A 26,390-nucleotide genomic window follows, 5' to 3' on the forward strand; every position below is an offset into this window, starting at 1 on the left:
GGGCCAACAGGGCCAACAGGGCCAACAGGGCCAACAGGGCCAACAGGGCCAACAGGGCCAACAGGGCCAACAGGGCCGAGCGGGCCAACCGGGTCGACAGGACCCACCGGTCCAACCGGTCCGACTGGACCAACGCCCCCAACGCCGACGCCTACCCCACCCGCGCCGACGCCGCCGATCCCGACGCCGACGCCAACGACGCCAGAGCCGTAACGGCGGAAGGCGAGAACCTGCTCGCCCCGGTGACATCTGTCACCGGGGCATCACTCGATTCTGAAAGGAGGCACATATGGGAACGCCAGCTGCGCGATTGGGTGACGCGATCGGCCACGGAGGGTCGATCACGTCAGGATCCGGCAATGTCTTCATCAACGGGGTGCCAGCCGCCGTTGCGTGCGCGAGCAGCTGCACGTGCTCGCTGCACGGAGGCGGCTCGCTGGCGAAGGGCTCGTCCACCGTATTCATCAACAACATGCCGGCCTCCATGGTCGGCGGCGTGTCCGGCTGTGGCGCACCGGTCGCAAGTGGCTCCCCGAACGTCTTCGTCGGTGGTTGAGGGCGGACATGTCGGCCATCAGTGAACTGGGCAGCCTGCTCGATGTGCTGCGGACGAAGGAGATCGATGCCGTGGCAACCCGCCCCTTCGTCGGGCGATTCCACGGCCACGACGCGGAGCTCGCGGCGCGGTACGGCGTTCGTCGCGCGCTGTCCGGGCTGCTGTGGGGCGACATCGATGTCTTGTCTGGCGACAAGATCTGCCTGCCCGCGCACGAGACCGATTTCACGCTGCCGGCGCGACTGCCGCTGTGCTGGTCGCGCTTCTACTCCGGCGCACTGGCGGTGGAAGGGGCGCTGGGCGTTGGCTGGCGCGTGCGTTGGGAGGTGACGCTGCACCGCCAGGGCGACCGGCTGGTCTACACCGACGAGCACGGGCGCATGATCGATGTGCCTGATCCGCAGCTAGGCGCGCGCGTCACGGTGCTGTCCGAACGCCTGCACCTGGCGTGCCTGTCCGATGGCACGATGGTCGTGGCCGATTTCTCGCCGTGCTATCGCGTTTTCGAAAAGTTCGACGCGCAGGGCATCGCACGGCTCAAGTACATCGAGGACTATGCCGGCGAGCGCATCGGTTGCATCCGGGACGCCTCGGGACGGCTGGACCGGCTTGGCAGCACGTGCGGTTACGTATTGCAGATGCATTATTCCGGCGACGGCAGACGCTTGTCCGCCATAGAGAGCGTTGGCAGCGGGCCTGCGGGCATGCTGGCGCACTATCGCTACGATGACGACGGACGGCTCGCCCGGGTCGAGGACCGCACCGGTGCCACGACCCGGCGCTACGGCTACCGGGGCGGGCGTATGGTCGAACAGGTCGGCGCACTCGGCGGCGTGACCCGCTACGTGTGGGAAGCCGATGGAGACCGTGCGCGCGTGGTCGAGCGCAGCACCGATGCCGGGGCACGCGAACAGTTCACGTACGACACCGCGTCGCGCACCTGCGACGTCACCGATGTGTTTGGGCATACAGCGCACTGGCGCTACGACGCGCGTGGTTGCGTGGTCGGCTTTCGCGATTTCGATCGGCGCCAGTATGCGTTCCAGTACAGCCGCTCGCACTGGCCGGTGGCGCTGGAACTGCCGGGTGAGCGCCGCATCGTGCTCACGCTGGATAACCTGTCGCGCGTGGTCAAGGAGACGGATTCTTCCGGCCGATGGCGCCAGACCCACTACACCTTCAGCACACTCGCGCCGCTGATGGTGAAAGAGTCCGCGGGCCAGAGCTGGGCGTGGGTTCGTGATGACAGTCTCCAGCCGACGCAGCACCTCACGCCGGAAGGCGAAGTGACCACGGCGTATGACGCGCACGGCTGGATCGTCCGCCGCACCGGCCCCGATGGCGCAACGATTACACTCGAGCGGGACGCCGCCGGCCGGGTGATCCGGCAGACCGATGCGGCGGGGCGGACCTTCGACCTGACCTATGACGCGGACAGCCATGTCGCTGCGCTGCGTGATGCGGCGGGCGGCATCACACGCTTGGAATGCAACGGCAACGGCTGGCCGCTCCAGCTGACGCGCGCGGATGGCAGTTGTGAGCGTCATGGCTGGAACGCCCTCGGCCAGCGGACGCAGTATGTCGGTGCCGACGGCCAGGGCCGGACGTGGGAGCGCGATGGGCGCGGGCGTGTCCTGCGCGAGATCAACGAAGAGGGGCACGCCATCGCGCATGCCTATGACGCGCACGGCCGGCGCGTGCGTACCACGAGCGGCAATGGCGCGGTGCAGACGTTCGAATGGGATGCCGTGGGCCGCCCGAGCCGGTCGACCGACGAGAACGGCGTGGCGCACGCGTACACCTACACGGACCGTGGTGCGCTCGCCGCGCTGACAGCGAGTGCTGGTGGCCAGATGCGGCGCGAGGCGTTCGCGTATGACCCGCTCGGCCGTCTCGTGGGGCGGGACACCATGCACAGTCGCTATCGGTTCGACTATGCCGCCGATGGCCGGCTCCAGACCGTGACACGCACGCCCACGGCCGAGGGCGAGGCCATCGGCATCGTAGAAACCTCCATCCGCTACACGCATGACGAGACGGGCCAGCCCTTGTCCGAGGAAGGCCCGCACGGCAAGCTGCGCTATGGCTACGATGACGCCGGTCGCCTGATTGGGGTGCTCCTGCCGCAGCAGCAGACCATACAGGTGACGCGCGATGACACGGGGGCGGTCACGTTGATCGGGATCGATGGCCAGCATGTCGCGGAATTTGCCTTCGATGCGATGCAGCGCGAAGTGGTTCGCATGCAGGGCGACCTGCTGACCTATACGGGCTACGACGCCGTCGGGGCGCCGCTGTGGTGGCGCGCGGTGTTGCACAGTGAGACCGCCGAGCGCGAGATCGTAGCCGAGGATCTGCGGCTTTGGCGCGCGGTCAGTTACGGCGCCGGCGGCAGGGTGGTGCAGACCATCGATCATCGCCATGGCACCACGCACCTCGACTATGACCGCAGCGGCAATCTGCTGCGGCGCGTGACGGACGATCTGGGCATCGAGCGCTTTAGCTGGGATGGTGCCGGCACGCAGCTGGACCCGTCGCGGAGCCTGGTGGGCCCGCAGCGGCGCGACGATCACCGGCTCACCGAGTTTGCAGGCTGGCGATATGAGTACGATGCTTGGGGGCGGGTTGTGGCGAAGTCCGGCAACCGCGACGCGATCGCGCTGGAATGGGATGCCGAAGACCACCTGATCGCCGTGCGCGTGCGCGACAGGCTCGTGCGTTACCAATACGACCCGCTGGGCCGCTGCATCGAGCGCACCGTGACGGTCCGGCAGGCGCCGGGCCGCGCCTTGCCGGCCACGCCGCCTCGCGTCACGCGCTTCGTCTGGCACGACGACACCTTGATTCAGATGATCGAGCCAGACCGCGTGCGGACCTATCTCCATGTGCCGACGAAGCACGGCTTTGGCGGTGACGTGCCATTGACCTGTATCGACCAGGTGCTCGATGCCGGTGGGCAGCCCGGGAGCATGCGGCTCCTGCACTACCAAACGGATGTCGCCGGCACTGCCGTGGCGTTGACCGACGAGACGGGGGCGGAGGTCTGGTCTGGCCGCTATACGGCCTTGGGCCGCCTGCTGGCCCAGGATGGCCCGGCCGCCACCGCCGGGCAGCCGCTGCGGCTCGCGGGTCAGTTCGCCGACGACGAAATCGGGTTGCACTGGCACGGCCGGCGCGTCTACGACCCCGATATCGGCCGGTACCTGAGCCCGGACCGGCGGGGCGGCGATGGCGTCAACCCCTATGCGTATCGGGCGCCCACGGCGAAGCCGGTGCCGTCGTTGCATGCGCAAGGGCCGGCCATGCCTGACGACTACTGGACCGTGGCGGATAGCGCACGGCGGCACGCCATGGCCTCCTCCCGCGCGGAGAAGGAAGGGGGATGACCCACTACTGGGAAGGCAATCTCCTGCTCCATCTCGCCCAGCCCCTGTTCCGCATCCTCGACGAACTGTCGCCGGCGCTGAAGTCGATGGCGCGGTTGGAGTGGCTCAAGCGCGAGGCCCGCAAACGGCTTGTCTACCTGCAGCGGGCGGGCGCGGCGGTGAACCTGCCGCCCGAGGCCGTGGAGGCGGTGCGCTATTGCTTCTGCACCGCGCTGGACCAGGCAGGCAGCCGTGTGCAGGGCGCGTCGGGGAGTTGCCGGGGTGTCTGGCTGCAGGACAGCCTGCTGCGCGAGTATTACGGCAGCGCGGATACCGGGCAGCAATGCCGCACGTGGATCCTGCAACTGCGTGAAGCGCCGGAGATCGGCACGCACGCACTGGCCGTGATCGCGGCGCTGGTCGCTCGCGGGCTGCGGGACGAGCATGGCGCGCCGCTGCCGGATACGGCGCCGCGCGTCCGGCCTCCGGTCCCGGCGGTGGTGGAGGAGGAGCCTGTGCCAGCCCTGGTCGCCGAACCGGAGCCGCATAGCGCGATGCCGTGGCGCTGGATTGCCGTGGTCCTCGTTGCACTGGTGCTGTCGCTCTCGCTCGCGCACGTCATCGTCGGGCTGTTCGTGGTTGGATGATGCCTCGGGTACACTGCCGGCTGGCATCGCGCTGCCGGCGCCAATTTCCAAACACACTGACACGACAGATTCCCATGAAGACTCTCTCCCTGATTCTTGCCGCCGTCGCGCTCGCTGGCGCAGGCGCTGCCCAGGCCGCCGCTCCGGCATCCGAGACGCTGCCGTCCGGCGTGGTGATCCAGCACGTGACCAAGGGCACGGGCGCTTCGCCCAAGGCCTCCGATACCGTCAAGGTCCACTACCGGGGCACGCTGACCGATGGCACGGAGTTTGACAGCTCGTACAAGCGCGGCCAGCCGATCTCGTTCCCGCTGAATCGCGTGATTCCGTGCTGGACGGAAGGCGTGCAGAAGATGCAGGTGGGCGGCAAGGCCAAGCTGACCTGCCCGTCGGCCAGCGCCTACGGTGCGCGCGGCGTGCCGGGTACGATTCCGCCGAACGCCACGCTGAACTTCGAAGTGGAACTGCTCGGTATCGGCGGCTGATCAGGCCGCCTGATCAGGCGGCCGAAGCAGGCTTCAGCGCCGCGAGCTTCTTGTAGAACGCGGCGCGGCTGATGCCGATGCGGGCGGCGGCGTCGGCCACGCGGCCGCCGCAGGCGTCCAGCGCCTGTTGCAGGAAGGCGGCCTCGAAGCCGGCCATCGCCGCCGCGTAGGTTTGCGGTGGAGGCTCGGGCAGTGCCGGCGCGTCGATTGACACATCTATCGACACATCTGTCGGCGCATCTGTCTGGACATCTGTCGACACCGCGGCCACCGCGGCGGGCGCTTCCAGGCTTGCCGGCACCAGGGTCGCCGGCAGACGGCGGTCCAGCAGCGGCGCCAGCGTGGCCGCGTCGATCGAATCCTCGTCGCACAGCATGACCACGCGTTCCAGCACGTTGTGCAGCTCGCGCACGTTGCCGGGCCAGTCATATTCCCCAAGCAGTTGCAAGGCGTCCTGGCGCAGGCCAGGCGGGTTGCGATCGGCCTTGATACACAGTTCCTCGATGATCGCGTTGGCCAACAGCAACAGGTCGGCCCGGCGCTCGCGCAGCGGCGGCAGTTCGATCGTCAGGACGTTGAGCCGGTAATAGAGGTCCGCGCGGAACTTGCCCGCCGCCACCAGTGCGTGCAGGTCGGCCGACGTGGCCGCGATGATGCGCACATCGGCGCGCACGATGCGGTTGGAGCCGAGCGGCTCGAACTCCTTGTCCTGCAATGCCCGCAGCAGCTTGCTCTGGAGCATCAGCGGCATGTCCCCCACCTCGTCGAGCAGCAGCGTGCCGCCGTTCGCCAGTTCGAACTTGCCGATGCGGCCCTTGCGGTCCACGCCCGTGTAGGCACCCGGCGCCGCGCCGAAGAACTCGACTTCCAGCAACGTCTCGGGAATGGCGGCCACGTTTACGGTGACAAGGGGCTGCTCGGCACGCGTCGAGCCGGCGTGGATGCCATGCGCGAGCAGTTCCTTGCCAGTGCCCGTCTCCCCGAGCAGCAGCACCGGGGACTCCACGCGCGCCGCGCGCCGGGCCTGGCGCTTGACCTCCTGCGCCGCCGGGCTGGTGCCGATGAAGCTGGCGAAGGTGTACTTGGCGCGGCGGGCCTGGTCGAGCGAGCGGCGCGCGGCGGCCAGTTCGGCCTGCACGCGCGAGTAATGGGCGAACAACGGCGTCAAGGACTTCAGTTCGTCGAACAGCGCGAAGCCCACCGCGCCGATCGTGCGCCCGTCGTCGTCCTTGATCGGCAGGCGGGTGACGATCATCGTGTCACTGTCTGTCTCGAGGATGTCCAGCAGGATGGGCTTGCCTGTGGTCACCACCTCGCGCATCAGGCTGTTGGGAATCACCTGCTCGCAGTCGCGGCCGATGGCCTCCTGCGGGTTGGAGAACCCGAAGCGCGCCGCGTAGCGCTTGTTGATCCAGACCACGCGCGCGTGGTCGTCCACCACGAATGTGCCTTCGCTGAAATTCTCGAACGTGCGGAACAGCGAGGCCATGGCGCGACGCGCCACGTAGTCGTAGTCCAGCAGCAGGGCACCGCCCGGCTCCGCTATTTTCTGCATGCTGCCGATCTCGTTGTCTCGATGGGGAGACAGCGAGTGTCTCACAAGCGAGATTTGCATGCCTCGATCGCACGCGGGAATCTACAAATCGAGACAAATACGCCCGTAAGTGAAGTATTGGACGCATATGGCGTATGGCACACATCCTGCAAACTCCTGCCGCCCCCGATGCCTGACAAGCCAGGGGCAATCCGCGCGCGACGGCTCTTCCATGGCCGCTCAGCAGCGTCGGTTCAAGAACAAATTCTGGAGACCTCATGTCTTTTGTCGTGGTGATCGCCGCCCTGGCGTTCCTGATGTTTGCCGCCTATCGCGGCTACAGCGTCATCCTGTTTGCACCCCTGGCGGCGCTTGGCGCCGTGCTGTTGACCGAGCCGTCCGCCGTGGCGCCGGTGTTCTCGGGCATCTTCATGGAGAAGATGGTCGGGTTCGTGAAGCTCTATTTCCCGGTGTTCCTGCTCGGCGCGGTGTTCGGCAAGGTGATCGAACTGTCCGGCTTTTCCGAGTCCATCGTCGCCGCGGCCATCCGCTATATCGGCCGCTCGCGGGCCAACGCGGTCATCGTGGCGGTCTGCGCCTTGCTGACCTATGGCGGCGTGTCGCTGTTCGTGGTGGTCTTCGCCGTCTACCCGTTCGCGGCCGAACTCTATCGCCAGAGCAATATCCCGAAGCGCCTGATGCCGGGGGCGATCGCGCTGGGCGCGTTCTCGTTCACGATGGATTCGCTGCCGGGCACGCCGCAGATCCAGAACATCATCCCGACCACGTTCTTCAAGACCACCTCGTGGGCGGCGCCGGTGCTGGGCGTGATTGGCTCGCTGTTCATCATCGTGGTGGGCCTGAGCTACCTGGAATGGCGCCGCCGCGCGGCTGCCGCGCGTGGGGAGGGCTACGGCACCAACCTGCGTAACGAGCCGCAACGCGTGGAGGGCGGCAAGCTGCCGCCGCCGTGGCTGGCCATCCTGCCGTTGATCCTGGTGGGCGTGTCGAATTTCTGGCTGACGCGGATGATCCCGCTCTGGTATGGCCCGGCCAATAGCGTCTCACTGCCGGGGCTGGCCAAGCCGATCGAGACCAAGATCGCCAGCGTGACGGCGATCTGGGCGGTGGAGGCCGCGCTGCTGCTGGGCATCGTGGTGGTGCTCGTCACCGCGTTCGGCGCTGTGCGGGAACGTTTTGCCGAAGGCACCAAGGGCGCCGTCGGCGGCGCGCTGCTCGCCTCGATGAACACGGCGTCCGAGTACGGCTTCGGCGGCGTCATCGCCGCGTTGCCGGGCTTCCTCGTGGTCAGCGACGCGCTGCGCAGCATTCCCAATCCGCTGGTCAACGCGGCGGTGTCCGTCAGCACGCTGGCCGGCATCACCGGTTCCGCCTCGGGCGGCATGAGCATTGCGCTGGCGGCGATGTCCGACACGTTCATCCAGGGCGCGCAGGCCGCCCAGATTCCGCTGGAAGTGCTGCACCGGGTGGTGTCGATGGCCAGCGGCGGCATGGACACGCTGCCGCACAACGGCGCGGTGATCACGCTGCTAGCGGTCACGGGGCTCACGCACCGCGAGTCGTACCGCGACATCTTCGCCATCACCGTGATCAAGACGCTGGCGGTGTTCTTCGTCATCGCCGCGTTCTACCTGACCGGCCTGGTCTGACCCCCGGAAGCCATCATGAGCAATCTGAATCATCTGCAAGGCAAGACCGCCCTGGTGACCGGCTCCACGAGCGGCATCGGCCTGGGCATCGCCCAGGCGCTGGCCCAGGCTGGCGCCAATATCGTACTGAACGGCTTTGGCGATGTGGACGCGGCGCTGGCCAGCCTCACGGCGACTGGCGTGCAGGCCATCCACCATCCGGCGGACATGCGCAAGCCCGACGAGATCGCGGCGATGGTCGCCGCGGCGCAGGCGCGCTTTGGCGGCGTTGACGTGCTGGTGAACAACGCCGGCATCCAGCACGTGGCGCCCGTGGAGGCGTTCCCGGTGGAGAAGTGGGATGACATCCTCGCCATCAACCTGACCTCGAGCTTCCATACGATCCGCCACGCGCTGCCCGGCATGCGCGCACGGAACTGGGGCCGCATCGTCAATATCGCGTCCGTGCACGGGCTGGTGGGCTCGGCGGGCAAGTCGGCCTACGTGGCGGCCAAGCACGGGCTGGTGGGCCTGACCAAGGTCACGGCGCTCGAGACGGCCGGTACCGGTGTCACGTGCAATGCGATCTGCCCGGGATTCGTGCTGACGCCGCTGGTGGCGCAGCAGATCGCGGACATCGCGGCGCGGGACGGCATCTCGACCGAGGCGGCGCAGGCCCGGCTGCTGGCGGACAAGCAGCCGTCCGGGCAGTTCGTCACGCCGCGCCAGCTGGGCGGGATCGTGACGATGCTGTGCTCGCCCCTTGGCGACGAGGTGCGCGGGGCGGCCTGGGCGGCGGATGGCGGCTGGACGGCGCAATAGGGTGGTGAAGCGCGGGGCGTGCGCGCCCTTGGTGCACCGCGCCAGTGCTTTACAACAATTCACGTGCAAATGCCATGGCGCATTGGCGCCCATCGGACTAGGCTTACGCTTGGCACGTGCGTCCTGGACGCGCGATCTTTTACATTCCGTCAGGAGGCATCGATGAAGTCCATCACCATGGTATTGGCCATTGCAACGTTGGTTCCGGGCGTCGTGCTCGCGGCAGGCCCGGCGAACCCCGCCGACCGCTACGACTACAACATGCGGACCACGAACAAGGACGGCTACGTGCCCGATCCGGCCCGTGTGACCAACAAGGACGGCTACGTGCCGGACACCGCCCGCGCAGGCGACAAGTTCGACCCGTACACCCAGGGCGCCAAGCAAAGCACGGCATCGGCGCTGACCGACAGCAAGAGCACGGCGAAGAAGGCCAAGGCGCCCAAGAAGGCGCCTGCCGAGGCCGCAAAGTAACCGCTTGCATGCCAGATGAAACGGCCCGCCTTGTGCGGGCCGTTTGTTTTTGGGGCCCGGTTGTCCTCAGGCCAGCCGGGCCTCGATGCGCGCTACCAGCCCTTCCATCCAGCCCCGCAGCGCGGTATCGACCATGACGCACGCTAGGCTGCCCGCCAGCACCCGGTAGACCTTGCCGCGCGGGACTTTGGAGACACGCGCCGGATCGAGCCAGGCGTCGTTGTCCACCAGCAACAGCAGCGTTTCCAGTCCGATCAGGATCGGCCAGATGCAGGCCAGCCGCAGCCGCACGGCCGTGCGGGGGATGGCCAGCGTGTAGGCGATGGCCTCGCGGAAATGGTCGAGCGCCACGCGCACGCCCTCCGCCAGCATCGGCCGGGCGCGGCGGCTGTTGGCCGGGTCCAGCAGATCCTGCGGCGACAGCCCATGCCGGTCCAGCAGCTCGGTCGGCAGGTAGCACCGGCCGATGCGCAGGTCCTTGCCGCAGTCGCGCAGCACGTTGACCATCTGCAAGGCCTTGCCGAAGCGCACGCCCCGGCGCAGCATCAGGTCGGCCGGCGCCGGCAGCGTGCCCGGCTGATGCCGGACCGTCATCGTGGTCCAGAATTCGCCCACGCAGCCGGCCACCAGATAGGTATAGCGGTCGAGATCGGCCATGGCGGGCAATGCCGCCACCTGCCCGGAGCCTTCGTCCGGGAAGGTGCGCAGGTCGAGTTCCATGCCCTCGGTCAGGGTGGTCACGATGCCGCGCACGGCGGTGCGGTCGGCGTCGGGCAGCTGGTCGAGCACGTCGAGGGCCGGGCCGATCGACTCCAGCAGCACCTTTTCGTCCGACAGGGTTTGCTGGCTGGCGACCTCGGCGGCCAGTCGGCGGACCAGCTCGCCCCCGTCATCGGCACCGTTCACGCGGGCGCGCAGCGCCAGCAGCAGCGCCAGCCGCTGCGGCGGGGGAATCAGCGCCGTATCGGCGATGGTGTCCGCCGCGCGGGCCAGCAGGTAGGCGAGCCCCACGGGGTCGCGCATGCCGGCGGGCAGGATGCGCAGCGTCAGGTAGAACGAGCGGGACACCCCCTTCAGCAGCGGGCCGAGCAGGAAAACCCGGTCAGGAATTGGCATAAAACGATATAAGGCGGTGAAGGCGGAGAAAGCGCGTTGGGCGGGTTGGGCGCGTTAGGCGGGCCGGAGAGGTGGCGCAGGCGCATTGTAGCCGCCCGCGCGGGGCCGCCAGACCGCCCGGATCGCGTCGCCAGGGCGGCAGCGTGGCGCGCGCGCCACGTCACCACGGCGCCACACCGCCCGCAAAGCCAGTGCCGGCGCGGCAGTCTCCCTCAATGGGACGCACACCATACATGTGCGCGTGGCTGTCATCACGTGGTCATGGCAATGTCACGCCGATCCGCGCATAATTTTCGGCATCTGGGCTCTAGGAACTGCGTTGATGCAAGTCACGATTCGAACCACGACGATTCCCGGATCGCCCGACAGGGCGGCGGTGCACCGGGCGGCCGTCTACCCCAATACCGAGGAAGATGCCTCGCCGCTGATGGTCAGCGCCTGGACACAACGCGAGCCGGAAGCCTTTCTGGCCGCGCAACGCTGGGCCATCAGCCAGGCGTACCACATCTCCAATCCGCGCACGGGAACGTTCTACGGCGGCCGCTCGGCCCGCTGACGTTCAGGGCGCCAAGGCCTTAGGCTGCTCTCCAGGTTTCGCCAGGCGGAATGGCGTGCCGTAATTCGCACGATTTGTTGCAATCCTGCGAATACCGGGCGAACCGCGCGCGTAAAATGGCCGGCTGCTCCCCCGACAGCCACGAGTCATCGCGTTGCAACGCCCTCATATTTCGACTTTCCCCGAGGAAAGCCCCAGCACGACGCCCGACGCCACGGCCCGGCGCGGCATCACGTTTCTCACGTTCGCATTTATCCTGAGCCAGTTCTATCGGAGCTGCCTCGCGGTGATCGCGCCTGAACTCCAGCACGACTTTCAACTCTCGCCGGCGGGCTACGGGGCCTTGTCGTCGGGTTTCTTCCTGGCCTTCGCGGTGGCGCAGATTCCGGTGGGGCTGGCATTCGACCGTTTCGGGGTGGGCCGTCCCACGGCGTGGCTGCTCGGCGTTGGCGCGGTATCCGGCATCGCCTTCGCGGCGGCGCCCAGCGCCACGGTGGCCATGCTCGCCCAGATGGGTCTCGGCCTGGCCTGCGCGCCGGTCTTCATGGGTTTGCTCCATTACGCGTCCGAGCAGCTCTCGGAAAGGCAGTACATGCGCGTGGTCAGCCGCTCCAATGCACTGGGCATGGTCGGCGCGCTGTGCGCCACGGCCCCGCTGGGCTGGGCCTCGCAGCATGTGGGCTGGCGGCCGGCGATGGCGGCATCGGCAATCTTCATGGCAGCCGTCTGCTATGGCGTCTGGCGCGTGGTGCGCGACGAGGGCCACGCCGAGGCGCGCAACGTGCCGATGGGCGCGATGCTGACCGACAGCGCGCGGCTGCTCGGCATGGGCTCGCTCTGGCTGCTGATTCCGATGTGCGTGGCGATGGCCGCCGGCACGGCGTTCCGGAACGCCTGGAGCGGCCCGTATCTGGCCGATGTCTATCATCTGAACGCCGGCACGCGCGGCGTGGCGCTGACGCTGTTGAGCCTGGCGGGCTTCCTGACCGCCTTCCTGCTGCCGGTGCTGGTGCGCGGCACGTCCCTGAAGGCGACCATCTTCGGTTGGGGCGTCCTGTCGATGGTGGGCGGGCTGCTGCTGTGGGGCTGGCCGGACAGCGGGATAGTGTCCGGCGTGGGCCTGATGGCGCTGCTGTCGACCATCGGCATGTTGCATCCGCTGGTCATGGCGCAGGGCCGCGCGCTGATCCCGGCGCCGTCGCGCGGGCGCGGACTGGGCGTGCTCAATACCTTCGTCTTCCTCGGTTCCGCGCTGACCTCGTGGGGCTTCGGGCTGATTGCCAACGCTGGCCACACGCGCCAATGGCCGGAAGCCGATTCCTACGGGGCGATTTTTCTCACGGCGGGCGTACTGGTGGGGCTGGCGCTGGTGCCGTACGCCTTCAGCCGGACCTCGGCCGCCGCCCAGCCGCGCTAGCTCCCGGGCAGCGTGGCCGCCGGTGTCCTATCGTGGATGGGGCGCATTGCCAGGGAGGCCGCCATGTTCCGTATTCTGCTTGTCAGCACGCTGTCGTTGGTGGCGTCCGGATGGGGTAGCGCGGCCGCGATGGCGCAATCCGAGCCGATGCCGATGTCGCTGGAGGCGTTGCGACGTCCCAACGTGGTGGTGGTGCTGCGCCACGCCAGCGCGCCGGGCGTGGGCGATCCGAAAGGTCTCCGTCTTGGCGATTGCAGCACGCAACGCAACCTTGACGAACGGGGCCGCCGCCAGGCGGCAAAGCTTGGCGAAGGCTTCCGCGCCGCTGGCGTTCGTCCGACCCATATATATAGCAGTGCGTGGTGCCGCTGCCAGGACACCGCGCGGCTGATGAACCTGGGCCCGGTCCAGGTGCAGCCGCTGCTCAACTCGTTCTTCGAGGCCGATCCCGCCGCACGAACCGCCCAGACCGAGAAGCTCTCCCGCCTGATCGACGGCCTGGACCCGCGCGGCGGGCCCTACCTGATGGTCACGCATCAGGTTGTGATCTCGGCGCTGACCGGCCATGGCGCCGACAGCGGCGGCGGCGTGGCGATCGAACTGCCTTCGGCCGGCAACCCGCGCCGGACGCGCATCCTGCCCGCAACGGGCCTGGAATGATGGAAGACAGCACCGCGCTGGGTTCCGCCATGCGGGAGGCCACCGGCCCACGGGCGGGCAGCGTCCGCAATGCGCGTTTTCCCTGAGAAATTTCTCAAGTTTCTGCTGCCCGATGCCGTTAGGTCATCCAATGTCCGGTCTTGCGACCATTCGCGCGACGGGGCACCGGAGAGAGAGCGGCCGGGCGCCATGCGGGCGCGCACGGTCACCCACCAGTGTGCAATCAGGTAGAAGAAATGAAGAATCTTGGTATTGGTGTTCGCCTTGGCATTGGCTTTGGCGTGGTCTTGATGCTATCCACGCTCATGACCGTGGTGGGCGTGCTGCGCCTCCAGGAAGTGGCCGGCCGTACGCACGAAATGATGCAGCAGCCGCTGGCCAAGGAACGGCTGGTTAGTGACTGGTACCGGCTGATGTACGCGAGCGTGCGCCGCACGACCGCCGTGGCGCGCAGCGCCGACCCCTCGCTCGGCACCTTTTTCGCGGCCGAGACCAAGTATTCGACCGATGCGATCGCCAAGCTGCGCGAAAAGCTCGATCCGATGCTGACCTCCGAGGCGGAGAAGGCCGCGTTCCAGCGCATTCTCGTCGTGCGCAACCCGTACAACGACTCGCGCGACAAGATCACCAAGCTCAAGAAGGACGCGCTGACCGAAGAGGCGAACAAGGTGCTCGAGACCGAGTTCGTGCCGGCTGGCGATGCCTACCTGGCCGAGATCCAGAAGCTGCTGGACATCCAGCGCGCCTCCATCGACACCACGGCGGCGGAAATCAACAGCATCTACCGCAGCGCGCGTAACGGCCTGATCACGCTGGGTGTGGTGGCGCTGGGTATCGGCGTGGCGTTTGCGTGGTGGCTGACCATTGGCATCACGCGGCCGCTGCACCGCGCGGTGGGCTTTGCGCGCACCGTGGCGGCGGGCGACCTGACCAGCCAGATCGAGGTGGACAGCCGGGACGAGACCGGCCAGCTGCTCGAGGCGCTGCGCGAGATGAACGACAACATCCTCGGCATCGTCACCGAAGTGCGCTACGGCACCGAGGCGATTGCCACGGGCACCAGCCAGATCGCCGCCGGCAACACGGACCTCTCGCAGCGGACCGAGGAACAGGCGTCGTCGCTCCAGGAAACGGCTTCCAGCATGGAGGAGCTGACCAGCATCGTCCGCCAGAACGCCGACAGCGCCAAGCAGGCCAGCGCGCTGGCCGTGAATGCGTCGGAAGTGGCCACGCAGGGCGGCGACGTGGTGGGGCAGGTGGTCCATACGATGGACGAGATCAACGTGTCCTCGCGCAAGGTGGTGGACATCATCTCGGTCATCGAGGGCATCGCCTTCCAGACCAACATCCTGGCGCTGAACGCGGCGGTGGAAGCGGCCCGTGCCGGCGAGCAGGGCCGCGGCTTCGCCGTGGTGGCGGGCGAGGTGCGCAGCCTGGCGCAGCGCTCGGCCACGGCGGCCAAGGAGATCAAGTCGCTGATCGGCGATTCGGCGGATCGTGTGGAGCGCGGCTCGCAGCTGGTGGCGCGTGCCGGCGAGACCATGGAGCAGATCGTCAGCGCCGTGAAGCGCGTGACGGACATCATGGGGGAAATCAGCGCGGCCTCGGCCGAGCAGAGCGCCGGCATCGAGCAGGTGAACCTGGCGGTCACGCAGATGGACACCGTGACGCAGCAGAACGCGGCGCTCGTGGAGCAGGCCGCGGCGGCGGCGGGCTCGCTCGAGGAGCAGGCCCAGCGCCTGAAGGAAGCGGTGTCTACCTTCCGCCTGGCCGCCTGAGTGGCTGCCTGAGCGGCCGCCGGGGTATCAAAAGCGTATCAAGGGGCCTTGGGCGGCGTGATGCCGCCCGGGCCCGGCAGCGTCTCCGAATGCTGCATCGACGGCATCATGTTGCTGTTCAGGTGGAACATCACCCAGAGCGATCCGGCAAGCGTGATGACCACGAGCACCAGCGTGAAGATCAGGGACAGCATGTTCCAGCCGCCTTCCGAACGTGCGTTCATGTGCAGGAAGAAAATCATGTGGACGACGATCTGCACCGCGCCAAGCAGCAGGATCACTGCAGCCGTGGTCGAGGTCTTGTCGAACACGTCGCCCATCACCAGCCAGAACGGAATCGCGGTCAGGAAGACCGACAGCACGAAGCCGGTGAGGTAGCCGCCCAGCGTGGCGTGCGGCCCGATGTCGTCTTCGTGGTCATGGCCATGCGCGTCTGCGTGGCCGCCGAGGGTGTTGTCGTGCACGCTCATTGCAACGTTCCCATCAGGTAGACGAAGGTAAAGACGCCGATCCACACGACGTCCAGAAAGTGCCAGAACATCGACAGGCACATCAGGCGGCGCTTGTTGGCCGTGATCAGCCCGTGCCGGCTCACCTGGAACATCAGCACCACCAGCCAGATGATGCCGAACGTCACGTGCAGCCCGTGCGTGCCCACCAGCGCGAAGAACGATGTCAGGAAGGCGCTGCGCTGCGGCCCGGCGCCTTCATGGATCAGGTGCGCGAACTCGTAGAGCTCCACGAACAGGAAGGCCAGGCCGAACACGCCGGTGATGGCCAGCCAGATCAGCGTGCCGGCCTTGCGCCGCACCTGCATCTGGAGCATGGCGAAGCCGTAGGTGATGGACGACAGCAGCAGGAACGTGGTGTTCAGCGCCACCAGCGGCAGCTCGAACAGCTCCGCCCCGGTGGGGCCGCCCGCGTACTCCCGCCCCAGCACGCCATAGCAGGCGAACAGGCAGGCGAAGATCAGGCAGTCGCTCATCAGGTAGAGCCAGAACCCGAGCAGCGTGCCGTTCTCCGCGTGGACTTCCTCCTTGACGTAGAACTGGTAGTTGTGGTCGAGCGGCGCGGCCGGATGGGTGCCCGGGCCGCCGTGCGAGAGGGGCATCGTCGATTCAACCATGGGAGGCGAGCAGTTGGGTGCGCGAGGCTTCGGTCCGGACCACGTCATCGGCCGGAATGTAGTAATCGCGCTTGTAGTTGAAGGTATGGACGATGGCGGCGATGATCGTCGCCGCGAAGGACACCACCACGAGCCACCAGATGTGCCAGATCAGGGCGAAGCCGCACAGGGTGCTCAGGCCCGCCAGCACGATCCCGGCGGCGGTGTTCTTCGGCATGTGGATGGGGATGAAGCCCTGCTCGGGGCGCTGGTAGCCCAGCTGCTTCATCTGCCACCAGGCGTCGGCATCGTGCACCATCGGCGTGAACGCGAAGTTGTACTGCGGCGGCGGTGACGAGGTGGACCATTCGAGCGTGCGGCCGTTCCACGGGTCGCCGGTGGTGTCGCGCAGCTGCTCGCGGCGCATGAAGCTGACCACCAGCTGGATGATGAAGCAGCCGATGCCGAGGGCGATCAGCAGCGCGCCCAGCGCGGCGATCTGGAACCACGGCTGCAGCGAGGGATCGTCGAAATGGTTCATGCGGCGCGTCACGCCGAGGAAGCCCAGCCAGTACAGCGGCATGAACGCCACGTAGAACCCGACCAGCCAGAACCAGAACGAGCACTTGCCCCAGAACGGGTCGAGCTTGTAGCCGAACGCCTTCGGGAACCAGTAGGTGATGCCGGCCATCAGCCCGAACAGCACGCCGCCGATGATCACGTTGTGGAAGTGGGCGATCAGGAACAGGCTGTTGTGGAGCAGGAAATCGGCGGGCGGCACCGCCAGCAGCACGCCGGTCATGCCGCCGATCACGAAGGTGACCATGAAGCCGATGGTCCACAGCATCGGCACCTCGAATTTGATGCGCCCGTGGTACATCGTGAACAGCCAGTTGAAGATCTTGGCGCCGGTCGGGATCGAGATGATCATCGTCGTGATCCCGAAGAACGAGTTGACGCTGGCGCCTGATCCCATCGTGAAGAAGTGGTGCAGCCACACCAGGTAGGAGAGCACCGTGATCACCACGGTGGCGTACACCATCGACGCGTAGCCGAACAGCCGCTTGCGCGAGAAGGTGGCCACCACCTCGGAAAACACGCCGAACACGGGCAGGACCAGGATGTAGACCTCGGGGTGGCCCCAGATCCAGATCAGGTTCACGTACATCATGGCGCTGCCGCCCTGATCCGCCGTGAAGAAGTTGGTGCCGACGTAGCGGTCCAGCGCCAGCATGGTGATGGCGGCGGTGAGCACCGGGAACGCGGCGATGATCAGCACGTTGGTGCACAGGGAGGTCCAGGTGAAGATCGGCATGCGCATCAGCGTCATGCCCGGCGCGCGCATCTTGACGATGGTGACGAGCAGGTTGATCCCCGATAACAATGTGCCGACCCCGGCCACCTCCAGGGACCATATGTAGTAGTCCACGCCCACGTCCGGACTGTGCAGGATGCCGGAAAGCGGTGGATAGGCCAGCCAGCCGGTGCGCGCGAATTCGCCCACGAACAGCGACATCATCACCAGCACGGCGCCGCCCACGGTCATCCAGAAGCTGAAGTTGTTCAGGAACGGGAACGCCACGTCGCGTGCGCCAATCTGCAGCGGGACGACGAAGTTCATCAGCCCGGTGACCAGCGGCATCGCCACGAAGAAGATCATGATCACGCCGTGGGCGGTGAAGATCTGGTCGTAGTGATGGGGGGGCAGGTAGCCGAGGTTGTCGCCGAACGCGATGGCCTGCTGTATTCGCATCATGATCGCGTCGGCAAAGCCGCGCAGCAGCATCACGATGCCCAGGATCACGTACATGATGCCGATCTTCTTGTGGTCGATGCTGGTGAACCACTCGCGCCACAGGTAGCCCCAGACCCGGTAGTAGGTCAGCGCGCCGACGAGGGCAAGGCCCCCGAGCGCCACGACGGCGAACGTCGCCAGCAGGATCGGTTCATGGAGCGGAATGGCCTCCCAGGAGAGGCGGCCAAAGATCGGCGAAGCGAGATCGGAACGCTCGGGCATGTTGTGTCACCTGGGCCAGCAGGCCGCTGAGTATTGGCGAAAGATTACGAGTCCGGCGGCGGTTCGTCTACCGCAGCAAGCGCCTGCCGTCGTTCAGCGTGGGCTCCGAGGCGAACATGGGCGCCTCGCCCGCCGCGCCACCCGCCGCGCTGCCAGCCGTATTGCCGGCCGTGCAGACGTAGGTGGACGGGTCGAACTTGCCGCGGCTGCGGTCCAGCGCCATCGTGTCCGCCATGCAGGTTCCCCCTAGCACGCAGCGGTTCAGAATCTGCTTGTACAGGTCGGGCTCCACGCTGGCATAGCGCTGTACCGGCACGCGCTCGCTCGGCTCGGCCAGCTTCACGTAGGCATCCTTGGAGAGCGCGGTGCCGCCCGATTTCACCTGCTGCACCCATTTGTCGAAATCGCCGTCTGACAGCCCGTGGAACTTGAAGCGCATATGGGAGAAGCCCTCGCCGCTGTAGTTGGCGGAGAGACCATCATAGACGCCGGCCTTGTTGATGACGGCGTGCAGCTTGGTCTCCATGCCGGGCATCGCATAGACCATGCCCGCCAGCGACGGCACGAAGAAGGTGTTCATCACCGAGGTGGCCGTGATCTTGAACGCGATGGGCCGGTCCACCGGCGCGGCCATCTCGTTGACCGTGGCGATGCCCTGCTCGGGGTAGAGGAACAGCCATTTCCAGTCCATCGCCACCACTTCCACGACCAGCGGCTTGGTGTCGGGCGTGACGGCGCGCTTGTCGTCGATGAAGGTGAGGGGGCGGTAGGGGTCGAGCTGGTGGGTGCTCACCCAGGTGACGGCGCCCAGCGCGATGATGATCAGCAGCGGCGCGGCCCAGATCGCCAGCTCCAGTACCGTGGAGTGGTCCCAGTCAGGGTTGTAGTGGGGATTGTTGGCGTTCTCCCGGTACCGCCAGGCGAACAGCAAGATCAGGATGATCACCGGAACGATGATCAGCAGCATCAGCAGGGTGGCGATGATGATGAGGTCGCGCTGGCGCACGGCCAACTCGCCAGATGGCGATAAAAGCACTGCGTTGCAACCGGCGAGCGCGGCCAGCAGGCCGAACGCACCAACACGCAAAAGCAGTCTTCCCGTCACTTTGAGCGGCCGAGCCGCAGAATCGAAGGGTCGCATGGTTGCGGAAGTGGCGTTTGAGGAACGTCGAGCGCCGCTCGACGCAATCATCTTTTCGATTTCCTATGGCAGTTTAGGCGCTATTCTTGTCAGTGGATGACTTTGAGTGCAGTTTGACATGCCTCTCGCTCGCGAAGGAGATCTCAAGGATGGCCAGCCTGACCCATCAGCACCGCGCGTCGCCGACTGCACCTCCGGCGGAAGGTCACCATCAGGTGGCTCCCGCCGAAATCGCCACCGGCGTCGTGATCGGCCGCGCGTCGGAGTACTTCGACTTCTTTGTCTACGGCATCGCCTCGGTGCTGGTCTTCCCATCGGTCTTCTTCCCCTTCGCCAGTGAACTGGCCGGGCTGCTCTACAGCTTCACGATCTTTTCCTTCGCGTTCATCGGGCGGCCGTTCGGCACGGCGCTGTTCATGCGCATTCAGCGCCGATGGGGACGCGGTGTCAAGCTGACGGGCTCGCTGTTCCTGCTCGGCACGGCGACGGTGGGCATCGCGTTCCTGCCGTCGTACGCCACGCTCGGCAGCACAGCCATCTACCTGCTCGCGCTGTTCCGCTTCCTGCAGGGCATTGCCTTCGGCGGCTCGTGGGACGGCCTGCCGTCGCTGCTGGCCATCAACTCGCCCCCCCACAAGCGCGGCTGGTACGCGATGGTGGGGCAGCTGGGCGCGCCCACGGGCTTCATCATTGCCGGCGCGCTGTTCCTGTTCCTCTACGCGAGCCTGACCCCGGCCGAATTCATCGACTGGGGCTGGCGCTACCCGTTCTTCGTGGCCTTCGCCATCAACGTGGTGGCGCTGTTCGCGCGGCTGCGGCTGGTGGTGACGCACGAATACACCCAGCTGCTCGACGAAGGCGAGCTGGAGCCGATCAGCACGTTGCAGATGGTGAACGCGCAGGGCTTCAATATCTTCCTCGGCGCCTTCGCGGCGCTGGCGAGCTACGCGCTGTTCCACCTCGTGACGGTGTTTCCGCTGTCCTGGGTGATCCTGCACAAGGCGCAGGGCGTGACGGACATGCTGGCGATCCAGATCGTGGGCGGCTTCATCGCCTTCATCGGCACGCTGCTGTCTGGCTGGATCGCGGACCGCGTCGGCCGCCGCACCACGCTGGCCGCGATGGCGGTGCTGATCGGCATCTTCAGCCTGTTCGCCCCATGGCTGCTCGACGGCGGGCAGACCGGTCAGGACGTGTTCATCCTGGTCGGCTTTGCGCTGCTGGGGCTCTCCTACGGGCAGGCGGCGGGCGTGGTGACGTCCAATTTCGACCGCCGCTACCGCTACACAGGCGCGGCGCTGACCACGGACTTCGGCTGGCTGTTCGGCGCGGCCTTCGCCCCGCTGGTGGCGCTGGGGCTGTCGTCGCTGTTCGGGCTGGCGGCGGTGAGCCTGTATTTGCTGTCCGGCGCCGTCGGCACGCTCGTGGCGCTGCGGATCAACAAGGCGCTGGGCGCGCACGACGAGATGTAGCGCTGCGGGGGCGCTGGCCGCCTCCGCGCCCCCGCGCCCCCGCTCCGCCGCCTCCCCGTTGCGCCGTGCCGACACCCCACTAACCACTGAGGCGTGGCGGCCGGCGCGCTGATACCCTTCGGCTCGCGATCCATCTTCAGTCTCGTTCCGAATGCTCTCCAAATCCCTGTGCGCAGTATCCCTGGGCGCGCTGCTCTGCGTGCCTGCCTTCGCCGCCAATACTCAAGTCCTGCTGGAAACCCCCGTCACCTACGCGCCTGGCGCCGGCGTGGTGGACAAGGTGCGCGAGGAATGCCAGATCGAGTCGATGCTGGCCACACGCGTGTCGGACGTCCTGCGCCGCCGCAACAAGGGCGGTGACGGCAAGCTGGCCGCCGGCGCGGAGGCCGGGGAGGCCCAGGTGATGCGGCTCCAGATCACGCACGTGCTGGGCGTGGGCGGCGGCGCCTGGACCGGCCCGAAGGCCATCACCGTCAACGCCGAGCTGATCGAAGGCGGCAAGGTGGCACGCCACGTCAAGCTGAACCGCTGGTCCATCGGCGGATTCTGGGGCGGGTTCAAGGGCACCTGTTCGATCCTGAACCGCAGCGCGGTGGCGCTGGCCAAGGACCTGAACCGCTGGGCGCGCGATCCGTCCTACGTGCCCAAGGAAGAGGTCGAGCCGCCGGCGCCGACAGAAGGGCAGGCTGAGCCGGCAGCAGAAGTGCCGGCCGATGCCACGGACGCGCCGCAGGCCAAGGGCACGGTGCTCGAATAGCGCAAGGCGGGCGGCGTATCATGGTGCCGTCCCTGACCCGCTGACCCTTTCGTCGCCCCCGCCGCCATGCCCCTGCGCATCAGTGAAGAGATCACGTTCCGCAAGCTCGAGGCCCTGCTGGCCTTCATGGAGACCGGCAACCTTGCCAAGGCCGCTGAGGCGCTCGATATCAGCCCGGTGAGCGTGCACCGGGCGCTCCATTCGCTCGAGGACGGCATGCGCTGCGCGCTGTTCCGCCACGAAGGCCGCAACCTGTTGCCGACCGAGGCCGCGCACGTGCTGGCCGATGTGGCGCGAGACGTGCTCAAGACGATGTCCGACGGCATCCGCGTCACGCGCGAGGCCGCCGGCTACTCCGCCGACCAGCTCAAGATCGGCTCGCTCTATTCGCTGACCATCAAGACCGTGCCGCAGGTGGTGATCGGCATCAAGATGCGCCGCCCGGAGCTGCACACCGAACTCGTGCTCGGCTCCAATGCGGACCTCCTCCAGAAGCTGCGCCAGGGTTCCATCGACGCCACGCTGATGGCCCTGCCCGAACCGGACGCCGAAATCGAGTCGATTCCGATGTTCGAAGACGACATCTTCTTCGCCGCCCCGGCCGACTCCCACTACGCCAGCCTGCCCGAGATCGACCTGCGGGTGTGCCGGGACGAGCCGTTCGTGTCGCTGGGCGAGGGCTATGTCACCTCGAGCGGCTTCATGGAGGCGTTCCGCATCGCCGATTTCACGCCCAATGTGGTGATGAAGGTCGGGGACATCTTCTCGCTGATGAACCTCGTGGGCGGCGGCATCGGCTATTCCCTGCTGCCCGGGCGGGTACGGGATGTGTTTGCGAAGAATGTCGCCTTTGTGCCCCTGACGGCCGAATACGGCATGAAGCAGTCCATCGGCCTGAGTTTCCTGCGCCGCCGGGAGCGCGATCCGAACCTGCTCGGCCTGGCCGCCGTGTGCCGGATGCTGATGAGGGTCTAGGGCTTCCGGGAAGCAATACCCCTTGTGAGGGGGCCGCACCACTGTCAATAAATACGGGAGAATGCCGTTGTACTGGCGTGTAAGCCCCTCGTGTCGCCAGCGGGCGTCAACCGGACCGTCCTGAGCGATACCTGACCGCATGCACCTCTTTCGCCCGTGCCGGATTCTCTTCGCAGCCTGCGTGTTCTGGGCGGCCGTGCCTGCCCAGGCGCAGACCACCATCGTCCTGTACTCGGAGGCCGGCCAGCGGCCCCAGTCCTACGAGGAAAACGGCATCCCCAAGGGTGCCTATATCGACAACGTCAACCGGGTCCTGAAGCGGATTCCCGAATTCAAGGTGCAGATCCGCTTCGCCTCCTGGGCGCGCGTGGTGGAGGAGGCCAGGAACGGCAACAGTGCCGGGGTGCTCGGCGTCTACTACCGGCCCAGGGAGCGGCCGTACCTGAATCACTCCAGGCCGTTCTATAGCGAGGAAGTGGCGGTGCACTGCAACCGGGATTCGATCGAGGGCCGCACCTTCCATCGCTATCCGGACGACTTCGCCGGGCTGAAGTTCGGCAACCAGCGCGGCTACCTCGCCCCCGGCCCGCGCTTCTTCCAGCTGGCGCGGGAGGGCAAGATCCAGCTCGTGGAGGGGCATGAGTTCCACGACCTGGTCAAGAAGATGCTGGTGCAGGAGATCGACTGCGTGGTGAATCCCACCGTGGTCATCAACGAGGCGCTGGTCACGCTGGAAGCGCAGGGCATTCCGGAGCGCATGCGCTACAAGTCCCGGCGGGCGATGACCATCAAGACCGAGACCGTGCACATCGGATTCAGCAGGAAGTACGAGGAATCGCACCCGGAACTCGCCAGGTTCCGGCAGTTGTTCGACCAGGCGGCGGACCAATAGCCAGCGCCGCGACCCCTCAGGATTGTGCATTCCATGCCACTGTTGCCACCGGTTCGTTCGATCCGGAACCGGATGATCGTGCTGTTCATCGTTGCCACCACGACAACGCTGGGCGCGTTCGCCACGCAGCGGCAATGGTTGCTCCACCAGGACCTGGAGCAGCGCTTCGAGCGGACCCGTGGCGAGGTGCTGGACGGCCTCAAGCAGAGCCTGGCCGCGCCCACCTGGGCGCTGAACGTGGGCAACCTGCGCACGCGGCTGGAATCCACGCTGATCCATCCAGAGGTCACCGAGGCCTGTGTTTTCTCCCCGGACCGGGAGGAGGTGTACGCGGCAGTGCACCGCACGACGACCGCCACCCCGGCCGGCCCCTTCTGTACGGCCAGCGGGCATGACGTGCTGGCCGAAGTCACGCTCTACCCGCCGGACGACATCGATCCCGTGCGCCGCAGCCAGCCCATCGGCACGGCCGTGGTCCACTTCACCCGCGACACCATGCAGAAGACCCTGCGCGCGGCGATGATCCAGGGGATCATCGAGGTGGCGGTCATCGACGTGGCGCTGGTCCTGCTGCTGACCTTCGGCCTGCGGATGGTGTTCCGGCCGCTCGAACATCTGCGCGAGGCGCTGTTCGAGCTGGCCTCCAGCCACGGCGACCATCTCGACGAACTGTCCCGGCTGGGCCGCACCGAGTTCGACAGCGTGATCGACGGCTTCAACTCGGTCCTGCGCCGGCTGCGGCTGATCATCGCCCAGCGCTCGGAGGCCGAACTGGAGCTGATGGAGAAAAACCGCCTGCTCGAGGCGCTCTCCAAGACCGACCAGCTCACCGGGGTGTTCAACCGGCGGCACCTGGACGACGCGCTCGCCGGGGCGCTGGCGCGCAGCCGCGCCGAAGGCATCCCGTTCTCGATCGTGTTGATCGACGTGGACCGCTTCAAGTCGGTCAACGACACCTACGGCCATCAGGTGGGCGACCGCGTGCTGGTCGAGATCGCCGACCTGATCATGGCGGTCAAGCGGCCCACGGACACCCTCGGCCGCTGGGGCGGCGAGGAGTTCCTGCTGATCTGCGCCGATACTGCCCTGCAGGACGCCGTGCACTTCGCCCACCGCCTGCGCAATGCCGTGGCCGCGCAGGACTTCGCCGTGATCGGCCGGATGACCGCGAGCCTGGGCGTGGCCTGCGTGCAGCAGGGCGACACCATCCACGGCATGATTGCCCGCGCCGACGCGGCCCTGTATCGCAGCAAGGAACGCGGCCGCAACCGGGTCGAGTTCGCTGACGATGGCGTGACCACGCCGTAACGGCGGAAAGCCGCCGCCGCCGGTCAGGGTGGCAGCAGACCGGTCCGGGCCGCGTCCATCACCTCGCGGCTCAGGCCATCGACCAACGCCGAAGCCGCGCGGGCGTAGTGCCAGTGCAGGGGCACGTCCAGCGGGGTGTCCGGCACCAGTTCGACCAGCGAGCCGTCTGCGAGATGCCCGGCGATCAGGCTCTGCGGATGCAGGCCCCAACCCATGCCGGCCACGGCCGCCGTGACAAACGCCTGCGACGACGGCAGCGTGTGCCGGGGCAGTTCCACATGCCGATGGCACAGGCGCCGCACCCAACTCGCCTGCAGGGCATCCTTGTTGTTGAACACCAGACTCGGCGCCGCCGCCAGACTGCCGGCGCCCACGCCGGCGGCGAAATGGCGTTGCACGAAGGCCGGGCTCGCGGCCGCCAGATAGCGCATGGCGCCCAGCGGGCGGCTCTCGCAGCCGGCGGCAGGGCGGGCGGCAGCGGTCACGGCAGCCAGCACGGCGCCGCTGCGCAGCCATTCGGTGGTGTGGTCCTGATCGTCCACCGCCACCTCCATCAGCACCGGATGTGCCGCCGCAAAGGTCGCAATGGCCGGCGCGGCCCAGGTCGCCAGACTGTCGGCATTCACCGCGATGGGCAGCGCCACCCGCGCCATCCCCTCCGCCGCGAGTGACGGCAACGTCCCCTGCAGTTCATGTTCGAGCATGCGCACGCGGTCCACGTGCTGGCACAGGCGGCGCCCCGTCTCCGTCGCCCGGCAGGGCTGGTCGCGGATCACCAGCGCGCAGCCCACGCGCTCTTCCAGCAGGCGGATGCGCTGGGAAATGGCCGATGGGGTCACGTGCAGCGCGCGGGCCGCACGCTCGAAGCTGCCTTCCCGCACCACGGCGGCCAAGGCGGACAAGGCGGCGTAATCGAGCATGAGATTAGTGAAACTACATCGAATGAAGAAAAGATAGTTTGTCTACATTCGCCAGAGCAGGCAAGCTGCGCACATGATTTCCGTACTGCCTACCCCTTCGCTCGCGCTGTCTGGCGCCCTCTCCGTCTCCCTGCAGGGCCTGGCCCTGAGCTTCGGCCTGATCGTCGCCATCGGCGCGCAGAACGCGTTCGTGCTGCGTCAGGGCCTGCGCCGGGAGCATGTGGGCAGCGTGGTCCTGCTCTGCGCGGTGGCGGATGCCTTGCTGATTGCCGCCGGCGTCATGGGCATGGCCCACGCGCTGGGCGAACGCCCCGGCCTCGCGCGCGTGCTGGCGCTGGCGGGGGCGGTTTTCCTGGCGGTCTATGGCTGGCGGGCGCTGCGGCGCGCGGGGCAGGCGCAGCGGCTGCAAGCCTCGGAGGGGGAGAAGGGTGAGAAGAGTCTTAGCCGAGGCGCGATATTGGCGCAGGCGGCGGCCTTTACGCTGCTCAATCCACACGTCTATCTGGATACCGTGCTGCTGGTGGGCAGCATCGGCGCCCAGCAGCCGGCTGCGCTGCGCGGCTGGTTCGTGGCGGGCGCCAGTTCCGCCAGCCTGTGCTGGTTCGGCCTGCTCGGGTTTGGCGCGCGTTTCCTGGCCCCGTGGTTCGCCCGGCCGAAGGCTTGGCAGGTGCTCGACGCGCTGGTCGGCGTCACCATGTTCGTCCTGTCGGCGCTGCTGGTGCGGCATGCCTGGGCGGGCTGAGC

General features: G+C 67.2%; 24 protein-coding genes. 17 read left to right on the forward strand and 7 right to left on the reverse strand.

The annotated features are described in order from the left end of the window. The first annotated feature begins 289 nt into the window (after nucleotides 1-289). The 4 genes from SB751_RS20885 to SB751_RS20900 all read left to right on the forward strand — a co-directional run bounded on the left by SB751_RS20885 (nucleotide 290) and on the right by SB751_RS20900 (nucleotide 5,053). Nucleotides 290-556 (forward strand): PAAR domain-containing protein, encoded by a 267-nt coding sequence (locus SB751_RS20885; RefSeq protein WP_144197623.1) that lies wholly within the window; start codon nucleotides 290-292, stop codon nucleotides 554-556. Nucleotides 557-564: 8 nt separating this feature from the next. Then, nucleotides 565-3,942 (forward strand): DUF6531 domain-containing protein, encoded by a 3,378-nt coding sequence (locus tag SB751_RS20890; protein ID WP_250025654.1) that lies wholly within the window; start codon nucleotides 565-567, stop codon nucleotides 3,940-3,942. Continuing rightward, nucleotides 3,939-4,568 (forward strand): DotU family type IV/VI secretion system protein, encoded by a 630-nt coding sequence (locus SB751_RS20895; RefSeq protein WP_144197625.1) that lies wholly within the window; start codon nucleotides 3,939-3,941, stop codon nucleotides 4,566-4,568. The genes SB751_RS20890 and SB751_RS20895 overlap by 4 nt, the downstream gene beginning before the upstream one ends. Nucleotides 4,569-4,642: 74 nt before the next feature. Then, nucleotides 4,643-5,053 carry an FKBP-type peptidyl-prolyl cis-trans isomerase gene (locus SB751_RS20900; protein WP_144197626.1) on the forward strand — a complete coding sequence of 137 codons (411 nt, stop codon included), beginning with the start codon at nucleotides 4,643-4,645 and terminating at the stop codon, nucleotides 5,051-5,053. A gap of 13 nt (nucleotides 5,054-5,066) precedes the next feature. Here the strand turns inward: SB751_RS20900 and SB751_RS20905 are convergent, their stop codons facing one another. Then, nucleotides 5,067-6,608 (reverse strand): sigma-54 interaction domain-containing protein, encoded by a 1,542-nt coding sequence (locus SB751_RS20905; RefSeq protein WP_410748513.1) that lies wholly within the window; start codon nucleotides 6,606-6,608, stop codon nucleotides 5,067-5,069. A 257-nt stretch (nucleotides 6,609-6,865) separates the two neighbouring features. On the opposite strand from SB751_RS20905, the gene SB751_RS20910 reads away from it, so the two are divergent. The 3 genes from SB751_RS20910 to SB751_RS20920 all read left to right on the forward strand — a co-directional run bounded on the left by SB751_RS20910 (nucleotide 6,866) and on the right by SB751_RS20920 (nucleotide 9,532). Then, a complete protein-coding gene (locus SB751_RS20910; protein WP_144197628.1) occupies nucleotides 6,866-8,257 on the forward strand; it encodes a GntP family permease in 1,392 nt (463 codons plus the stop codon). 24 nt (nucleotides 8,258-8,281) lie between these two features. Then, on the forward strand, nucleotides 8,282-9,058 hold the full coding sequence (locus SB751_RS20915) for a 3-hydroxybutyrate dehydrogenase (RefSeq protein ID WP_186296832.1): 777 nt from the start codon (nucleotides 8,282-8,284) through the stop codon (nucleotides 9,056-9,058). 162 nt (nucleotides 9,059-9,220) lie between these two features. Continuing rightward, nucleotides 9,221-9,532 carry a hypothetical protein gene (locus SB751_RS20920; RefSeq protein WP_144197630.1) on the forward strand — a complete coding sequence of 104 codons (312 nt, stop codon included), beginning with the start codon at nucleotides 9,221-9,223 and terminating at the stop codon, nucleotides 9,530-9,532. Between the two features lie 66 nt (nucleotides 9,533-9,598). On the opposite strand, the gene SB751_RS20925 is transcribed toward SB751_RS20920, so the two are convergent. Then, complete coding sequence (locus SB751_RS20925; RefSeq protein WP_144197631.1) at nucleotides 9,599-10,648, reverse strand: squalene/phytoene synthase family protein; 1,050 nt, start codon at nucleotides 10,646-10,648, stop codon at nucleotides 9,599-9,601. Between the two features lie 322 nt (nucleotides 10,649-10,970). Here SB751_RS20925 and SB751_RS20930 point away from each other — a divergent pair, with 322 nt between their 5' ends. The 4 genes from SB751_RS20930 (at nucleotide 10,971) to SB751_RS20945 (ending at nucleotide 15,059) form a co-directional block, all read left to right on the forward strand. Continuing rightward, on the forward strand, nucleotides 10,971-11,204 hold the full coding sequence (locus tag SB751_RS20930) for a CDP-diacylglycerol pyrophosphatase (protein ID WP_092293765.1): 234 nt from the start codon (nucleotides 10,971-10,973) through the stop codon (nucleotides 11,202-11,204). 148 nt (nucleotides 11,205-11,352) lie between these two features. Beyond that, nucleotides 11,353-12,621 (forward strand): MFS transporter, encoded by a 1,269-nt coding sequence (locus SB751_RS20935; protein ID WP_377731812.1) that lies wholly within the window; start codon nucleotides 11,353-11,355, stop codon nucleotides 12,619-12,621. Nucleotides 12,622-12,684: 63 nt separating this feature from the next. Further along, complete coding sequence (locus SB751_RS20940) at nucleotides 12,685-13,281, forward strand: histidine phosphatase family protein (protein WP_211942732.1); 597 nt, start codon at nucleotides 12,685-12,687, stop codon at nucleotides 13,279-13,281. Between the two features lie 236 nt (nucleotides 13,282-13,517). Then, the gene (locus SB751_RS20945; RefSeq protein WP_144197632.1) at nucleotides 13,518-15,059 is read left to right on the forward strand and encodes a methyl-accepting chemotaxis protein; all 1,542 of its coding nucleotides are present in this window, start codon (nucleotides 13,518-13,520) and stop codon (nucleotides 15,057-15,059) included. Between the two features lie 38 nt (nucleotides 15,060-15,097). Here SB751_RS20945 and cyoD read toward each other — a convergent pair whose 3' ends face one another. The 4 genes from cyoD to cyoA form a co-directional block, all read right to left on the reverse strand. Continuing rightward, complete coding sequence (cyoD, locus tag SB751_RS20950; protein WP_211942733.1) at nucleotides 15,098-15,529, reverse strand: cytochrome o ubiquinol oxidase subunit IV; 432 nt, start codon at nucleotides 15,527-15,529, stop codon at nucleotides 15,098-15,100. Then, the gene (gene cyoC / locus SB751_RS20955; protein ID WP_144197634.1) at nucleotides 15,526-16,185 is read right to left on the reverse strand and encodes a cytochrome o ubiquinol oxidase subunit III; all 660 of its coding nucleotides are present in this window, start codon (nucleotides 16,183-16,185) and stop codon (nucleotides 15,526-15,528) included. Before cyoC ends, cyoD begins: the two co-directional genes overlap by 4 nt. Next, a complete protein-coding gene (cyoB, locus tag SB751_RS20960; RefSeq protein WP_144197635.1) occupies nucleotides 16,178-18,181 on the reverse strand; it encodes a cytochrome o ubiquinol oxidase subunit I in 2,004 nt (667 codons plus the stop codon). The genes cyoC and cyoB overlap by 8 nt, the downstream gene beginning before the upstream one ends. A gap of 67 nt (nucleotides 18,182-18,248) precedes the next feature. Beyond that, nucleotides 18,249-19,322, reverse strand: coding sequence for a ubiquinol oxidase subunit II (cyoA, locus tag SB751_RS20965; protein ID WP_144197636.1), 1,074 nt, complete (start codon nucleotides 19,320-19,322; stop codon nucleotides 18,249-18,251). Nucleotides 19,323-19,471: 149 nt separating this feature from the next. Between cyoA and SB751_RS20970 the strand changes: the two genes are divergently transcribed. The 5 genes from SB751_RS20970 to SB751_RS20990 all read left to right on the forward strand — a co-directional run bounded on the left by SB751_RS20970 (nucleotide 19,472) and on the right by SB751_RS20990 (nucleotide 24,726). After that, on the forward strand, nucleotides 19,472-20,794 hold the full coding sequence (locus tag SB751_RS20970; protein WP_144197637.1) for an MFS transporter: 1,323 nt from the start codon (nucleotides 19,472-19,474) through the stop codon (nucleotides 20,792-20,794). A gap of 151 nt (nucleotides 20,795-20,945) precedes the next feature. Beyond that, entirely contained in the window at nucleotides 20,946-21,551 is a 606-nt protein-coding gene (locus tag SB751_RS20975) for a hypothetical protein (RefSeq protein ID WP_211942734.1), read from the forward strand. A 66-nt stretch (nucleotides 21,552-21,617) separates the two neighbouring features. Beyond that, nucleotides 21,618-22,526: a LysR family transcriptional regulator gene (locus tag SB751_RS20980; RefSeq protein WP_144197638.1), complete on the forward strand. Its 909-nt coding sequence runs from the start codon at nucleotides 21,618-21,620 to the stop codon at nucleotides 22,524-22,526. 139 nt (nucleotides 22,527-22,665) lie between these two features. After that, a complete protein-coding gene (locus SB751_RS20985; protein ID WP_144197639.1) occupies nucleotides 22,666-23,418 on the forward strand; it encodes a substrate-binding periplasmic protein in 753 nt (250 codons plus the stop codon). Nucleotides 23,419-23,451: 33 nt separating this feature from the next. Further along, on the forward strand, nucleotides 23,452-24,726 hold the full coding sequence (locus tag SB751_RS20990; RefSeq protein WP_144197640.1) for a GGDEF domain-containing protein: 1,275 nt from the start codon (nucleotides 23,452-23,454) through the stop codon (nucleotides 24,724-24,726). A 23-nt stretch (nucleotides 24,727-24,749) separates the two neighbouring features. On the opposite strand, the gene SB751_RS20995 is transcribed toward SB751_RS20990, so the two are convergent. After that, nucleotides 24,750-25,646, reverse strand: coding sequence for a LysR family transcriptional regulator ArgP (locus tag SB751_RS20995; protein WP_211942735.1), 897 nt, complete (start codon nucleotides 25,644-25,646; stop codon nucleotides 24,750-24,752). A 73-nt stretch (nucleotides 25,647-25,719) separates the two neighbouring features. Between SB751_RS20995 and SB751_RS21000 the strand changes: the two genes are divergently transcribed. Then, entirely contained in the window at nucleotides 25,720-26,388 is a 669-nt protein-coding gene (locus tag SB751_RS21000; RefSeq protein WP_313818950.1) for a LysE/ArgO family amino acid transporter, read from the forward strand. Nucleotides 26,389-26,390 lie beyond the last annotated feature (2 nt).

This window comes from Cupriavidus sp. SIMBA_020, assembly GCF_046535395.1.
GTDB classification, from domain to species: domain Bacteria; phylum Pseudomonadota; class Gammaproteobacteria; order Burkholderiales; family Burkholderiaceae; genus Cupriavidus; species Cupriavidus campinensis.

What these genes read in the sequence shown, in the direction of transcription:
- SB751_RS20885 (WP_144197623.1), top strand. Translation starts at nt 290, where the DNA reads ATGGGAACGCCAGCTGCGCGATTGGGTGACGCGATCGGCCACGGAGGG.
- SB751_RS20920 (WP_144197630.1), top strand. Translation starts at nt 9,221, where the DNA reads ATGAAGTCCATCACCATGGTATTGGCCATTGCAACGTTGGTTCCGGGC.
- SB751_RS20940 (WP_211942732.1), top strand. Translation starts at nt 12,685, where the DNA reads ATGTTCCGTATTCTGCTTGTCAGCACGCTGTCGTTGGTGGCGTCCGGA.
- SB751_RS20980 (WP_144197638.1), top strand. Translation starts at nt 21,618, where the DNA reads ATGCCCCTGCGCATCAGTGAAGAGATCACGTTCCGCAAGCTCGAGGCC.
- SB751_RS20905 (WP_410748513.1), bottom strand. Translation starts at nt 6,608, where the DNA reads ATGCAGAAAATAGCGGAGCCGGGCGGTGCCCTGCTGCTGGACTACGAC.
- SB751_RS20925 (WP_144197631.1), bottom strand. Translation starts at nt 10,648, where the DNA reads ATGCCAATTCCTGACCGGGTTTTCCTGCTCGGCCCGCTGCTGAAGGGG.
- SB751_RS20890 (WP_250025654.1), top strand. Translation starts at nt 565, where the DNA reads ATGTCGGCCATCAGTGAACTGGGCAGCCTGCTCGATGTGCTGCGGACG.
- SB751_RS20990 (WP_144197640.1), top strand. Translation starts at nt 23,452, where the DNA reads ATGCCACTGTTGCCACCGGTTCGTTCGATCCGGAACCGGATGATCGTG.
- SB751_RS20930 (WP_092293765.1), top strand. Translation starts at nt 10,971, where the DNA reads ATGCAAGTCACGATTCGAACCACGACGATTCCCGGATCGCCCGACAGG.
- SB751_RS20900 (WP_144197626.1), top strand. Translation starts at nt 4,643, where the DNA reads ATGAAGACTCTCTCCCTGATTCTTGCCGCCGTCGCGCTCGCTGGCGCA.
- SB751_RS20975 (WP_211942734.1), top strand. Translation starts at nt 20,946, where the DNA reads ATGCTCTCCAAATCCCTGTGCGCAGTATCCCTGGGCGCGCTGCTCTGC.
- cyoA (WP_144197636.1), bottom strand. Translation starts at nt 19,322, where the DNA reads ATGCGACCCTTCGATTCTGCGGCTCGGCCGCTCAAAGTGACGGGAAGA.
- SB751_RS20910 (WP_144197628.1), top strand. Translation starts at nt 6,866, where the DNA reads ATGTCTTTTGTCGTGGTGATCGCCGCCCTGGCGTTCCTGATGTTTGCC.
- SB751_RS20995 (WP_211942735.1), bottom strand. Translation starts at nt 25,646, where the DNA reads ATGCTCGATTACGCCGCCTTGTCCGCCTTGGCCGCCGTGGTGCGGGAA.
- SB751_RS20945 (WP_144197632.1), top strand. Translation starts at nt 13,518, where the DNA reads ATGAAGAATCTTGGTATTGGTGTTCGCCTTGGCATTGGCTTTGGCGTG.
- cyoC (WP_144197634.1), bottom strand. Translation starts at nt 16,185, where the DNA reads ATGGTTGAATCGACGATGCCCCTCTCGCACGGCGGCCCGGGCACCCAT.
- cyoB (WP_144197635.1), bottom strand. Translation starts at nt 18,181, where the DNA reads ATGCCCGAGCGTTCCGATCTCGCTTCGCCGATCTTTGGCCGCCTCTCC.
- SB751_RS20970 (WP_144197637.1), top strand. Translation starts at nt 19,472, where the DNA reads ATGGCCAGCCTGACCCATCAGCACCGCGCGTCGCCGACTGCACCTCCG.
- SB751_RS21000 (WP_313818950.1), top strand. Translation starts at nt 25,720, where the DNA reads ATGATTTCCGTACTGCCTACCCCTTCGCTCGCGCTGTCTGGCGCCCTC.
- SB751_RS20895 (WP_144197625.1), top strand. Translation starts at nt 3,939, where the DNA reads ATGACCCACTACTGGGAAGGCAATCTCCTGCTCCATCTCGCCCAGCCC.
- cyoD (WP_211942733.1), bottom strand. Translation starts at nt 15,529, where the DNA reads ATGAGCGTGCACGACAACACCCTCGGCGGCCACGCAGACGCGCATGGC.
- SB751_RS20985 (WP_144197639.1), top strand. Translation starts at nt 22,666, where the DNA reads ATGCACCTCTTTCGCCCGTGCCGGATTCTCTTCGCAGCCTGCGTGTTC.